This window comes from Cellulomonas alba (assembly GCF_030362835.1).
Lineage (GTDB): Bacteria > Actinomycetota > Actinomycetes > Actinomycetales > Cellulomonadaceae > Cellulomonas > Cellulomonas alba.
Map to the genome: position 1 here is coordinate 427,195 of NZ_JAUCGQ010000002.1, position 12,176 is coordinate 439,370.

General features: G+C 74.6%; 11 protein-coding genes. 7 read left to right on the forward strand and 4 right to left on the reverse strand.

All coding sequences use genetic code 11. The features are described 5' to 3' along the window. Nucleotides 1-33 precede the first annotated feature (33 nt). Nucleotides 34-807: a spermidine synthase gene (locus QRT04_RS14670; RefSeq protein ID WP_289456258.1), complete on the reverse strand. Its 774-nt coding sequence runs from the start codon at nucleotides 805-807 to the stop codon at nucleotides 34-36. Nucleotides 808-1,013: 206 nt separating this feature from the next. On the opposite strand from QRT04_RS14670, the gene QRT04_RS14675 reads away from it, so the two are divergent. Genes QRT04_RS14675 through QRT04_RS14685 form a run of 3 tightly spaced genes read left to right on the forward strand, consistent with a single transcriptional unit; the run spans nucleotide 1,014 to nucleotide 3,181 of the window. Continuing rightward, complete coding sequence (locus tag QRT04_RS14675; RefSeq protein WP_289456259.1) at nucleotides 1,014-1,463, forward strand: SAV_6107 family HEPN domain-containing protein; 450 nt, start codon at nucleotides 1,014-1,016, stop codon at nucleotides 1,461-1,463. Further along, complete coding sequence (locus QRT04_RS14680) at nucleotides 1,460-2,734, forward strand: DNA polymerase IV (protein WP_289456260.1); 1,275 nt, start codon at nucleotides 1,460-1,462, stop codon at nucleotides 2,732-2,734. Before QRT04_RS14675 ends, QRT04_RS14680 begins: the two co-directional genes overlap by 4 nt. A 39-nt stretch (nucleotides 2,735-2,773) precedes the next feature. Next, nucleotides 2,774-3,181, forward strand: a complete 408-nt coding sequence (locus tag QRT04_RS14685; protein ID WP_289456261.1) for a DUF3040 domain-containing protein — start codon at nucleotides 2,774-2,776, stop codon at nucleotides 3,179-3,181. Here the strand turns inward: QRT04_RS14685 and QRT04_RS14690 are convergent. The 3 genes from QRT04_RS14690 to QRT04_RS14700 are packed head-to-tail and all read right to left on the reverse strand — an operon-like array spanning nucleotide 3,126 to nucleotide 7,743. Further along, entirely contained in the window at nucleotides 3,126-5,480 is a 2,355-nt protein-coding gene (locus QRT04_RS14690; RefSeq protein ID WP_289456262.1) for a transglutaminase family protein, read from the reverse strand. The genes QRT04_RS14685 and QRT04_RS14690 overlap by 56 nt on opposite strands. Beyond that, nucleotides 5,477-6,745: a DUF58 domain-containing protein gene (locus QRT04_RS14695; RefSeq protein ID WP_289456263.1), complete on the reverse strand. Its 1,269-nt coding sequence runs from the start codon at nucleotides 6,743-6,745 to the stop codon at nucleotides 5,477-5,479. Before QRT04_RS14695 ends, QRT04_RS14690 begins: the two co-directional genes overlap by 4 nt. Continuing rightward, nucleotides 6,745-7,743 (reverse strand): AAA family ATPase, encoded by a 999-nt coding sequence (locus QRT04_RS14700; RefSeq protein WP_289456264.1) that lies wholly within the window; start codon nucleotides 7,741-7,743, stop codon nucleotides 6,745-6,747. Before QRT04_RS14700 ends, QRT04_RS14695 begins: the two co-directional genes overlap by 1 nt. Nucleotides 7,744-8,090: 347 nt before the next feature. Here QRT04_RS14700 and mraZ point away from each other — a divergent pair, with 347 nt between their 5' ends. The 4 genes from mraZ (at nucleotide 8,091) to QRT04_RS14720 (ending at nucleotide 12,171) form a co-directional block, all read left to right on the forward strand. Continuing rightward, nucleotides 8,091-8,567, forward strand: coding sequence for a division/cell wall cluster transcriptional repressor MraZ (gene mraZ, locus QRT04_RS14705; protein ID WP_289456265.1), 477 nt, complete (start codon nucleotides 8,091-8,093; stop codon nucleotides 8,565-8,567). 222 nt (nucleotides 8,568-8,789) lie between these two features. Then, nucleotides 8,790-9,794 (forward strand): 16S rRNA (cytosine(1402)-N(4))-methyltransferase RsmH, encoded by a 1,005-nt coding sequence (gene rsmH, locus QRT04_RS14710; protein ID WP_289456266.1) that lies wholly within the window; start codon nucleotides 8,790-8,792, stop codon nucleotides 9,792-9,794. Next, on the forward strand, nucleotides 9,791-10,210 hold the full coding sequence (locus QRT04_RS14715; RefSeq protein WP_289456267.1) for a hypothetical protein: 420 nt from the start codon (nucleotides 9,791-9,793) through the stop codon (nucleotides 10,208-10,210). Before rsmH ends, QRT04_RS14715 begins: the two co-directional genes overlap by 4 nt. Before the next feature lie 56 nt (nucleotides 10,211-10,266). Further along, nucleotides 10,267-12,171: a peptidoglycan D,D-transpeptidase FtsI family protein gene (locus tag QRT04_RS14720; RefSeq protein WP_289456269.1), complete on the forward strand. Its 1,905-nt coding sequence runs from the start codon at nucleotides 10,267-10,269 to the stop codon at nucleotides 12,169-12,171. Nucleotides 12,172-12,176: the final 5 nt, after the last annotated feature.

A 12,176-nucleotide genomic window follows, 5' to 3' on the forward strand; every position in this document is an offset into this window, starting at 1 on the left:
TCTGCTGGACGCCCGGCCCTCGCGGCGGTCGCGTCAGGCCGCGGCGTCGGGCGGGGGGGCCGGGTCGCGCAGCACGGTGCCGCCGGCGCGGAATGCTCGCGCCTCGTCCCCGTGCAGGAGCCGCGCGGGCGCCGGCAGGTTCCGGATGGTGCGCTCGAGCCCCGCATCGTCGAGCAGGTCCGTCCGGTCGGTCGCCGCGAGCACCACGTTGCCGTAACCGCGTCCCCGCAGCAGCGCCGGCTCGGCGACGACCGCCACGTCGGAGAACACGTCGGCGAGCGTGGCGGCCTCGGCGCGCGCGAGCGTGAGCGGGGGCCGGTCGGCGCAGTTGACGAGGTAGAGGCCGTCCGGACGCAGCACGCGCGCCACCTGCTCGACCATCTCGCGCGTGCAGACGTGACCGGGCGTCCGGTCGCCGGCGAACACGTCGCGGACGACGACGTCCGCCGACGCGCTCGCCAGCCTGGTCAGCTCCGCACGCGCGTCGCCCGCCCGGATGCGCAGGGCGGGGGAGCGCGGCAGGTCGAACCAGCGACGCACGAGCTCGGCGAGCGCGGTGTCGAGCTCGACGGCGAGCTGGTGCGAACCGGGCCGGGAGGCGTCGAACGCGCGCGCGAGCGCGCACCCCGCGGCACCGAGGTGCACGACGTCGACGGGCTCGCCCCGCGGTGCGACGCGGTCGACGAACGCGGCCATCTGCTGCATGTACTCGAAGTCGAGACGCGCCGGGTCGGACAGGTCGAGGAACGAGCTCGGCACGCCGTTGACCACGACGGTCACGCCGTCAGGGTCGTCGGGGTCACGCACGAGCTCGACCGTGCCTGTCGGGATCGCGACGGGTCCGGTGGGCCACGGTCCCGCGGCCGGCCGGCGTGTCGGTGCGCGGTGGGAGGCTGAGCCCTGCCGGGCTGGTCGGCTGCGTCCTGGCACGCGCCCCACCGTACGGCGGGCCGAGAGCACTTGACGCGGATCGAACAGACGTTCGATACTGGTCGGACACGAAGGAGGCAGTCATGACGCAGCACGCGACGCACGCCGCCGCCGACGCGCCGACGCGTCGGTCGACCGACCTCCTCGTGCGGGCGGACTCCGAGCTCCTGGCCGCGCAGTACTCGTCCGAGCCGTGGGAGCAGTTCTCGCACGCCCACCTCGCCGCGCTGCGCGCGGGTGCCGCGCTCGTCGCCTCGCGTGGGCGGCCATCCGGTCGCCGGACGCCGCGGTCGGTCTGGGGGATGGTCGAGGCGGTCGCACCGGAGCTGTCACGCTGGGCCCAGCACTTCGCCGACGCGGCGCGTCTGCGCTCGGCCGTCGAGGCCGGCCGCTTCGACGCCGTGACGGCCGAGCGCGCCGAGCAGGCGCTGTGTGACGCCGAGGACTTCGTCGACGCCGTGCGCGACGCGGTCGAGGCGCCCCACGAGCACGCCGCGCGCACGCCGCGCATGCTCGCCGTCCGCGCGTCATGAGCCGCGGGCCACGCTCGGAGCTCGCTCGTCGGAGCTGGGGCACCGAGGAGGACGGCTGCTCGATCCTCCATGTCGACATGGACGCGTTCTTCGCGTCCGTCGAGCTCGCCCGGCGCCCTCAGCTGCGCGGCCTGCCGGTGATCGTGGGCGGTGCCCAGCGCGGCGTCGTGCTCGCGGCGACCTACGAGGCGCGCGCGTTCGGCGTGCACTCGGCCATGCCGATGGCCGCGGCGCTCCGGCTGTGTCCGCAGGCGGTCGTCGTGCCGCCGGACCACGCGACGTACCGCGAGGTGTCGAAGGGCGTGATGGCCGTTCTCGGCGACGTCACCGCTCTCGTCGAGCAGGTGAGCGTCGACGAGGCGTTCCTCGACGTCGCGGGCGCGCGCCGGCGGCTCGGCCCACCCACGGTCATCGGCGAGGCCATCCGGCGCCAGGTGCGCGAGCGGTTCGGCATCACGTGCTCGGTCGGGATCGCGGCGAACAAGTTCGTGGCCAAGCTGGCGTCCGGCCACGCGAAGCCCGACGGACTGCTGCTCGTCCCGCGTGCCGCGACGATCGACTTCCTCCGCGTCCTGCCCGTCGGTGCGTTGTGGGGGGTCGGAGAGCGCACGGAGGCATCGCTGGCGCGCTGGGGCATCCGCACCGTCGCGGAGCTGGCGGACAGCGACGTCGCCACGGTGCAGCGGGCGGTCGGCAAGGTGGCCGGCAAGCACCTGTTCGATCTCGCGTGGGGCCGTGACCCACGGCCCGTCGAGCCGCGGCGCGACGAGAAGTCGATCGGCGCGGAGGAGACGTTCGTCGTCGACGTCGCGGACCCCGCCGTCGTCGAGGCCAAGGCGCTCGAGCTCGCGGACCGGTGTGCCGCGCGGCTCCGCGAGCGTCGGCTCGTCGCGCGCACCGTGAGCATCAAGGTTCGCACCGCCGACTTCCGAACGCTCAGCCGCTCGCGCACGCTCACCACGCCGACCGATGTCGCGCGGGAGATCTACCTGGCCGCGCGCGACCTGCTCGCCGGCGTGGACCTGCGCGGGCTGCCGGTCCGGCTGATCGGCGTGCGCGCCGAGGGGCTCGACGACGCGTCCGCGGCAGTGCACCAGCCGACGCTCGACGAGGCCGTCGACGCACCGGTGGCCACTCGTCGCGAGGCCGAGAAGGCGATGGACGAGGTGCGCGCGAAGTTCGGCCGGGCCGCGATCCGGCCCGGCTCGACGGAACCGACCGCGGCCGCCACGCGCTCGACTACCACCTTCGTTCCAGCCGATCTATCCTGAACCCGACGATGGTTCCACAAGGTAGTGACGGGGGTCGTGATGCCTCTCTCGGAGTACGAGCAGCGCGTCCTCGAGCAGATGGAACGTCAGCTGACGTCTGACGACCCCCGGCTCGCGAACACGCTCACCCAGCGCGGACGGCGGCCCTTCGGCCGCTACGTGATCGCCGGTGTCGGCGCCGCGCTCGGACTGCTCCTGCTGGTGCTCGGCGCTGCGGGCGGCCGCGCCTGGCTCGGCGTCGTCGGCTTCGTCGTCATGTTCGCCGCGGTGGCGTTCGCGTTCGCCGACCCGCACCGCGGCCGCCGCTCGGGGCCGCAGGGCGTCGTCCAGGAGGACGGCGCGGTGCGTCAGCCCCGTCCGGCGCGGCCCGCGAAGCCCGCGAAGCACGGCTTCATGAGCCGGCTCGAGGACCGCTGGGAACGGCGGCGCGGCGAGTCCGGTCGCTGAGCGCCTCGCGCGCCCCGCTCTCGAGCTCCCCGACCCACCGGTCGAGCGTCGCCGCGTCGACCTCCGGCCGCTGCGGCGCGTACCGCTCGCGTTCGACCGTCCGCGCCAGCGAGGCGAGGGCGGCGTCCGCGGTGTCGCCGAGCGGCTGCCCCGACAGCTCCTCGACCTGACGCCGCACGCCCGCCGCAGCCACGCGCGGCGTGTCCGAGTCGGCCCACACCACGTCGAGCGCGGCGAGGCGTCGCCGGGCGCGCGCCCACGCGAGCTCCGGGGTCAGCACGGGTCCGCGACGCACCTGCCGGCGCACCACCAGCACCGCCACGAGGATCGCGATCAGCAGCACGCCCACGGTCGTGACGACGACCGCGAGCCACGGCGACTTCTCGGCCTGCACCGTGGGCGTCGTCGTCGTCTCGTTCGACGTCGCCTCGGGTCCGCCGCTCGCCTGGCCGCCGTGGGGGACCTGGTTGTCGGGACGGCTCGTGCCGCCCTGGCCACCGGCGAGCGGGTCGCTCCACACCGGCGGTGAACCGGTCTGGACCGCGGGCGTCGGCTCGAACCGCACCCAGCCGTGACCCGCGAAGTAGAGCTCGGGCCACGCGTGCGAGTCGTGCCCCGTCACGGCGTACGTCTTGCCGTCCCCGGTGGACTGGCCGGGCAGGAAGCCGACCGCGAGCCGGGCGGGGATGCCGAGGTCGCGAGCCATGATGACCATCGAGGTCGCGAACTGGACGCAGTAGCCCTTGCGGCTCTGCAGGAAGTCCCACACGGCGTCGTCCGTGCGGGCGGGCGCGACCTTCGTGTCGTACGTGAAGTTCTGCGTCGACCGGAAGTACGTCTGGAGCTCGAGCGCCTGCTCGTACGGCGTCGTCGCGGTCGAGGTGACCTCGTGCGCCTTCGCCGCGATGTCGTCGGCGTGCGAGCTCGGCGGCACGGCCAGGCTCGCGCCGTCGTCCCCGGGGTCGCCGATCGACGCGCTCTTCAGCTCGGCCGCCGTGAGGCTCGGGATCTCGACGACCATGCCGTACTTCATCCCGTCGGACGTCGCGCGCGCACCGGTGACGGTGTCGGTCGAGGCCGCGTAGCGCCATGGACCGTCGGCGTCGAGCGCGCGCGGGAACGTCGAGATCGGCAGGTGCCGGTCGCGCAGCGCGTTGACGGTCAGCGAGACGTCGGCGATCGTGCCGCGCGTCGCGTCGGGCGCCGTGCCGGCGATGTGGGCGTCGGGGGAGAGGATCGCGCCCGGCGCCGTCCGGGTCGAGGGCGCGGTGTTGTCCGGCGGCGACCACTGCCGGCCGTCGAACGTCGTCAGGGTGAACGCCCGGAGGGGCCCGACGGCCTGTGCGGAGACGGACGGACCGACGGCGGCGGTGCTCGTGGGCGTCGACGTCGGGGAGGCGGTGGCTCCGCGCGGGATCGGGGTTCCCGCGGGGCTCGCGTCGTCCTTCTTCGCGGCCTTCGGGTCGGTCACGGTGTACGTGAGCACGCGCTGCTGCGAGCGCTGTCCGAGGCTCTCGCGGAGGTCGAGGTCGTCCGAGAGGCGCATCGGGCCGACGGGTCCGGAGCCGAGGTCCGGCAGCGCGACCGACGCCCACCCGGGGAACGCCGCGACGGCCGGACCGACGACGAGCGTCACGACGACCACGCCGACGGCGGCGCTCGCGGCGACCGACACGCGCCGGGTCCGGTCGGACGCGAGCGCGGCCGACGTGGGCGAGACGCTGAGGGCGAGCAGCAGCAGGTAGGCGAGCGCGGTCAGAGCGAGCGGCCATCCGCTCGCCGGGAAGCCCAGCACGATGGCCGGGACCCAGAGCGTGGCGTACGCGAGGCCGGCCAGCGCGGGGACGCCGAGCGCGACGGCCAGCGCGTCCGCGAGCAGGAAGACCGCGACCGCGCCGATGACCACGAGCAGCTCTGCCGGCCGGACGGACGGCATCGGCACGAGCGAGGCGTTGATGACGACGGTGCCCTCGTGCGCCGCCGCGACGGTCCGCCGCAGCGAGCCCAGGTCGGGCAGCACCTGGATGCGTCCCGGCGGCGCGCCGTACCGGATCAGGAGCCCGCACACGGCCACGACGACCCCGACGAGGCTCGGCATCCACGAGGTGCGGGCGACGGAGCGGACGCCCGCGACCACGGCGGCGACGAGGATGACGGACAACCAGCTCGCGGCGAGCCACGGCCCGGGCTGGATCAGGCCCTTCAGCGCGAGGACGCTGGTGCACGTGCCGACCGCCACGAGGGCGGTCGCCAGCAGGGCGCGCGGCCCGCGCGGGATGTGCACGGCGACGGCGTTCATCGCGCGCTCCCCAGCAGTCGCAGCCAGCAGTCCACGATCGGCTCCCCGGGCGTCACGCCGCAGGCCCGCCAGCCGGCGCGGCGCAGCGCGTTGATGGTGTGCTCGGCCTCGCGCTCGTGCGCGGGTGAGGGTCCGTCGGCGCGGACGACCGCCCACGCCTGGGCGTCGTCGGCGATGTGGGCCAGCGACGCGCGTGCCTGCGCGCCGAGCGGCCCGACCACCGCGAGGACGATCTCGCCGCCCGCCTGCGTCGTCTCGAGCAGGTGCGCGCCGGCGACGAGCTCCGCCTCGCCCTCCGCTCCGCTGCGCGGACCCTCGAGGTCGATGGTGCGGTCGAGGATGGCGGCACGCGCCGTGGGGCCGAGCCGGTTGTGCACGAACGCGAGCGGGTACGGCCCGGCGTCGGGGCTGTCCGGCACGTCGTGCGCGGGCGCGCCGCCGACGAGCCGCACCGGGTGGCCGCCGTCGAGCATCGCGAGCGCCATCGAGGCCGCGAGCGAGATCGTCCACTCGAGGCTCGACGCGCGCACGGGAAGGTCGAGCAGCACGGAGACGGGTCGCATGCCGGCGCGCTCGTCGGAGCGGACCATGAGGGTGCCGCGGCGCGCGCTGCTGGTCCAGTGCACGCGGCGCAGGTCGTCGCCCTCGCGGTAGTCGCGCAGCTGGGAGTCGTCGGTGGACGGCGTCCGGGCGCCGAGCGCGACCCGGTCGGGCTCGCCGACGAGCACGTCGCTCGGCGTCGGCAGCGGCACGACGGCCGGCCAGACGGCGACCTCCGCGCTCGTGCCGAGCGTCGCGGTGGTCCGCGCGACGCCGAACGGGTCGGAGCGCGTCACGACCAGCGGGCCGAGCGGCCACCGGCCGCGGCGCCCGGGCTGGACCTGGTACGCGACGGTGACGGCGCGCTGGCCGCGCGTGACGCGCGCGCGCAGCGGCCGGCCGCCCGACAGCTCGGTCGCGGCCTGCTCCGCGAACTTGAGCCCCGCGAGCTGCAGGCGGCCGCTCATGCTCAGCGCGGAGATGGTGACCTCGACGTTGGCCTGCTCGCCCGCGTGGACCGGGTTCGGCGCCGACGAGCGCACGACCTCGAGCTGGTCGCGCCGCCGGCTCGTGAGCGCGAGCACGACGCCCGCGCCGACCACGAGCACGAGCAGCAGCGTCGCGAACCGCACGAGGTCCACCGCGCCGAGCCCGATGCCGACCTGGAGCAGCACGACGCCCGCGACGAGCAGACCCCAGCCGCGCCTGGTCGGACGCAGCCGCATCAGCCGATCGCCCGCCGACCGCGCGCTGCGGCGGAGGCGGGCAGCGGGATCCGGTCGACGATGTCCGCGACGATCGCGTCGGTCGTGCGCCCCGAGAGGCGCGACTCCGTGCTCGGCAGCAGGCGGTGTGCGAGCACGGGCACGGCGAGGAGCTGCACGTCGTCGGGCAGCACGTGGTCGCGGCCGTCCATCGCGGCGAGGGACTTCGCGGCGCGCAGCAGCTGGATGGCGGCGCGCGGCGACGCCCCGAGGCGCAGGCCGTGGTCCGCGCGGCTCGCGCCGACGAGGTCCACGACGTACTGCTTGACGGCGGGCGCGGCGTACAGCCGGCGCGTGGTGTCGATCAGGTGCGCGACGTGCGCGGCGTCGGTCACGGGGGAGAGCCGGTCGAGCGGGTCGGCGGACTCCTGGATCTCGAGCATCTCGAGCTCCGCCTCGACGCTCGGGTAGCCGACGGTCAGGCGCGCCATGAACCGGTCGCGCTGCGCCTCGGGCAGCGGGTACGTGCCCTCCATCTCCACCGGGTTCTGCGTCGCGACGACGAGGAAGGGCCGCGGCAGCGGGTAGCTGTGGCCGTCGACCGTCGCCTGCGCCTCCTGCATGCACTCGAGCAGCGCCGACTGCGTCTTCGGCGAGGCGCGGTTGATCTCGTCGCCGATCACGACGTGCGCGAACACCGGGCCCGGCCGGAACTCGAACTCGTGCGTCTGGCTGCGGAAGATGTTGACCCCGGTGAGGTCGCTGGGCAGCAGGTCCGGCGTGAACTGGATGCGGCCGACCGTGCAGTCGATCGACCTGGCGAGCGCCTTGGCGAGGGTGGTCTTGCCGACGCCCGGCACGTCCTCGAGCAGCAGGTGCCCCTCGGCGAGCAGGACGGCGAGCGTCACGCGCACCAGCTCGGGCCTGCCCGTGACGACGCTCTCGATGCCGGCCCGCATCCGGCCCGCGGTCTGGACGACGTCGTCGAGCTCGTTCGACGACGGTACTGCCTGCAGCATGACGCCTCCTTTGGCGATCTGGTCCGAGCCTACGGGGCGCCCGGGGGTGCCACATGGATACCGGCTCTCCACTTCGCTCCACCGGATCAACGCGCCGGGCCTCCCGCGCACTCCACGAGGCGGACACGTGTCCGGTTCGAACCGTACCGAGGTCACGACACGCGGTGACAGCCCCGGGTCTCGCACGGCTCCCTCCACTCCGCTCCACCGGTGCTGACGTGCATCGACGCTCGCTCAGACGGGTGAAAGACGGCTCTTGACCGGTGCTGGTGGAGGGAAGTGGAGTACCGTGGAGGCACGTGGTGAGGCGGGGAGGCCGAGCCCGGGTGAAGAGCGGGGAGGCGGGCATGGCACTCGAGCCGTCCTCGGGCCTGCTCGGTTCGCTCGCGCCGTTCCTGGGCACCTACACGCCGCGTCTCGACGAGAAGGGCCGGCTGATCCTCCCCGCGAAGTTCCGTGCGCAGCTCGCGCCCGGCCTCGTCATGACGCGCGGCCAGGAGCGCTGCCTCTTCCTGCTGCCGTTGGACGAGTTCCGCGTCATGCACGACCAGCTCCGTCAGGCGCCCGTCACGAGCAAGCAGGCGCGCGACTACCTGCGCGTCTTCCTGTCGGGGGCGAGCGACGAGCTGCCGGACAAGCAGGGCCGCGTCTCGATCCCGCCGATGCTGCGCAAGTACGCCGGCCTCGACCGCGACGTCGCCGTGATCGGCGCCGGCACGCGCGTCGAGATCTGGGACCTCGCGGCCTGGGAGACCTACCTCGCCGAGCAGGAGGCGGGCTACGCCGACACCGCGGAGGAGGTCTTCCCGAACGGACCGTTCTGACGCACGACACGCACCACGCACGACATGCACCACGCACCACGCACCACAGGCCCGCAAGGCCGTACGGCGAGACCTCCTCCCGTCGCTGCGACGCACTTCCCCGGCGTCGCAGGGTCGGTGGGGGATCTGGTCGGACGGCGGAGGGGCCGCCCGACCACCAACCACGCACCACACGACGCCCGCGGACCACGCGGGCGCGGCACGGCAGAGGAAGGAGCCGGAGTGGACAAGATCGACGCCGCCGCGCGGCACACCCCCGTGCTCCTGCAGCGGTGCCTCGACCTGCTCGCGCCGGCGTTCGAGGTCGACGCGCCCGTGATGGTGGACTCGACGCTCGGCATGGGCGGCCACACGGAGGGCGTCCTGCGGGCGTTCCCCCACGTGCGCGTCGTCGGTCTGGACCGCGACCCGCAGGCGCTCGAGCTGGCGGGGCGCCGGCTGGCGCCGTTCGGCGACCGGTTCACGGGCGTGCACGCGGTGTACGACGAGATCCGCGACGTGCTGGCGCGGCTCGGCCTCCCGGCCGCGCACGGCGTGCTCATGGACCTCGGCGTCTCGTCGCTGCAGCTCGATGAGGCCGAGCGCGGGTTCGCCTACGCGCAGGACGCGCCGCTCGACATGCGCATGGACCCCACGACGGGTCGCACCGCCGCCGACGTGCTCAACACGTACGACGAGCGCGACCTCGTGCGGATCCTGCGGGCCTACGGCGAGGAGCGGTTCGCCCCGCGCATCGCCCGGTCGATCGTCGCGGCGCGAGCCAAGGCCCCGCTCGCCCGCACCGGCGAGCTCGTCGACCTCGTGCGCGCCTCGATCCCGGCGGCCGCGCGCAAGACGGGCGGTCACCCGGCCAAGCGCACGTTCCAGGCGCTCCGGATCGAGGTCAACGCCGAGCTCGAGGTGCTCGAGCGCGCGCTGCCCGAGTCGATCGAGGCGCTCGCGGTCGGCGGCCGGATCGTCGTCGAGGCCTACCAGTCTCTCGAGGACCGCCTGGTCAAGCGCGCGCTCGCGGCGGGCGCCACGTCGAGCGCGCCCCCCGGGCTGCCGGTCGAGCCGGAGACCCACGCGCCGTACCTGCGGCTCGTCACGCGCGGCGCGGAGGAGGCCGACGAGGCCGAGCTCGCCCGCAACCCGCGGTCCGCGTCGGTGCGCCTGCGCGCCGCCGAGCGGGTCCGCCCCACGCCCGACCACCTGTTGCCCCGCACTCCCGGAAGGAGGGCCGCATGAGCGCCCAGCAGGCCGCGCGCGTCGCGACCCCCGCCCGTCGGCCCACCCCCGCCGCCACGCCGGCGCCCGCGGCCGCACCTCGGCTCCGCCTGGTGCGGGCGCCGCAGCAGGCGCGCACGCGCGTCCCGTTCGTGCTCGCGTGCATGGCCGTGCTCGCGGGCGCGCTGCTCGCCGCGCTGCTGCTCAACACGCAGATGGCGCAGTCCGCCTACGTGAAGTACGACCTGTCGAACCAGCTCGGGCGGCTGCAGCAGGACCAGAAGGAGCTGACCGCGCAGCTCGACGCGAAGTCGTCGCCGAGCCAGATCGCCAAGGCCGCGCGCGCGATCGGCATGGTCCCGGCGCCCGGCACGGGCTGGATCACGCTGAAGGACGGCACGGTCCGCGCGGCGCCGAGCGCCGCCAAGGCCGGATGACGACACGCGGCGGAGGGTCGACCGGGATCCGGACCGCCCCACCGCACACTGGGCGCATGCCGAGCGACGCGCGGACCGCCCGACCGTCGCCCGGGGTCCGTGCGCCGCAGGCGCGGGCGCCCCAGGGCCGCGCCGCGGCACCCGCCACCACCCGGCCGTCGGGTCGCCCCGCGCCGCGCACGCTCGAGGTGCCGCCGCCGCGGCGCACGCGCGGCGGCGGCACGGGGCGCCGCTCGGGCGGTCGCGGCCGGATCGGGTTCCTCGCGGTCGTGATCGGGCTCGTGCTGGCGGTGTTCGCGGTCAAGCTCGTGTGGGTCCAGGGCTTCTCGGGCGCGTCGACCGCCGCGAAGGCCCGCGACGCGCGGCTGACGTCCGTGGCGACGCTCGGCCTGCGCGGCGAGATCACCGACGCGAGCGGCGTCACGCTCGCGGCGTCGGTGATCCGGTACGACGTCGCGGTCGACCAGACGCTGATGGCCGACTTCCACTCGTCGACGACGGACGTGCCGGACGGCGCGGCGGGCGTCGCCGCGCTGCTCGCGCCGCTGCTGGGCGAGGACCCGGCGGAGCTCGGCGGCGAGCTGGTCGGAGACCGACACTTCAAGTACCTGAAGAAGGACGTCCTCCCCGACGTCGCGCGGCAGATCCGGAAGCTCGGCCTGCCGGGCATCACCGTCGACCAGGTCGCCGACCGGGTGTACCCGAACGGAACGCTCGCCGGGAACGTCATCGGGTTCGTCAACTCGAGCGGCACCGGGCTCGCCGGACTCGAGAAGGAGTTCGACCCGCAGCTCGAGGGCACGCCGGGCGTCGACGTGTACGAGCGCGGGCTGCACGGCCAGCAGATCCCGGGCGGGTACGAGAAGGACACCCCGGCGAAGCCCGGTGAGTCGCTGCAGCTCACGCTCGACGCCGACATCCAGTACGCGGCCGAGTCGGCGCTCGCCGACCAGATCCGGGCCACGGGCGCGTCGTCGGGCACGGTGATCGCGGTCGACGTGCGGACCGGCGAGGTCCTGGCGATGGCGGACTCCAAGCGGGTCGACCCGAACAAGCCGGGCAACCAGGTCGGGTCGCTGACGCCGGCGATCTCCGACGTCTTCGAGCCGGGCTCGACGGGCAAGGTCGTCACCATGGCGAACGCCCTCGAGCACGACATCGTGACGCCGACGTCGCACTTCAAGGTGCCGTACTCGTACACGACCGCCAACGGGCAGTCGTTCCACGACGCCGAGCAGCACGGCCTCGAGAAGCTGACGACGACGGGCGTCCTGGCGGAGTCGTCCAACGCGGGCACCGTCATGATCGGCCAGCAGCTCAGCAAGCAGCAGCGCTACGACTACCTCGCGAAGTTCGGGTTCGGCACGCGCACCGGGATCGAGATGCCGGGCGAGTCGCCGGGCATCCTGCACCCGGTGGACCAGTGGGACGGTCGCTCGGAGTACGCAGCGCTGTTCGGCCAGTCGCTCTCCGTCACGGCGCTCCAGGCGGTGTCCGTGTTCGCGACGGTCGCCAACGGCGGGGTGCGCGTCCAGCCGCACATCGTCAAGGGCTGGACCGCGGCCGACGGCACGTTCACGGCGGCCCCCGCGGCTGCCAAGACGCGCGTCATCCAGCCGGGCACGGCCAAGACGCTGCTGACGATGATGCAGAGCGTCGTCAACGAGGGCGGCACCGGCACGAACGCCGCGATCCCCGGCTACCTGGTCGCCGGCAAGACGGGTACCGCGCAGGCGTGGGAGGCCGGCGGCAAGCAGGGCATCACGTCGTCGTTCATCGGCGTCGCGCCCGCGGACTCGCCGCGCATCGCCGTCGCCGTGATCCTGCACAACCCCCGGTCGTCGGTGTTCGGCGGCGTCGTGGCGGCGCCCGTGTTCAAGGACGTCGCCGGGTACGCGCTCCAGCGGCTCGGCGTCGCACCGTCGGGCGCCAAGGCGAAGCTGTTCCCGACGACGTGGTGAGCGGG

Coding starts and splice junctions, on each gene's coding strand:
- QRT04_RS14675 (WP_289456259.1), top strand. CDS start 1,014: ATGACGCAGCACGCGACGCACGCCGCCGCCGACGCGCCGACGCGTCGG.
- QRT04_RS14680 (WP_289456260.1), top strand. CDS start 1,460: ATGAGCCGCGGGCCACGCTCGGAGCTCGCTCGTCGGAGCTGGGGCACC.
- QRT04_RS14685 (WP_289456261.1), top strand. CDS start 2,774: ATGCCTCTCTCGGAGTACGAGCAGCGCGTCCTCGAGCAGATGGAACGT.
- QRT04_RS14690 (WP_289456262.1), bottom strand. CDS start 5,480: ATGAACGCCGTCGCCGTGCACATCCCGCGCGGGCCGCGCGCCCTGCTG.
- QRT04_RS14695 (WP_289456263.1), bottom strand. CDS start 6,745: ATGCGGCTGCGTCCGACCAGGCGCGGCTGGGGTCTGCTCGTCGCGGGC.
- QRT04_RS14700 (WP_289456264.1), bottom strand. CDS start 7,743: ATGCTGCAGGCAGTACCGTCGTCGAACGAGCTCGACGACGTCGTCCAG.
- mraZ (WP_289456265.1), top strand. CDS start 8,091: ATGGCACTCGAGCCGTCCTCGGGCCTGCTCGGTTCGCTCGCGCCGTTC.
- QRT04_RS14715 (WP_289456267.1), top strand. CDS start 9,791: ATGAGCGCCCAGCAGGCCGCGCGCGTCGCGACCCCCGCCCGTCGGCCC.
- QRT04_RS14720 (WP_289456269.1), top strand. CDS start 10,267: ATGCCGAGCGACGCGCGGACCGCCCGACCGTCGCCCGGGGTCCGTGCG.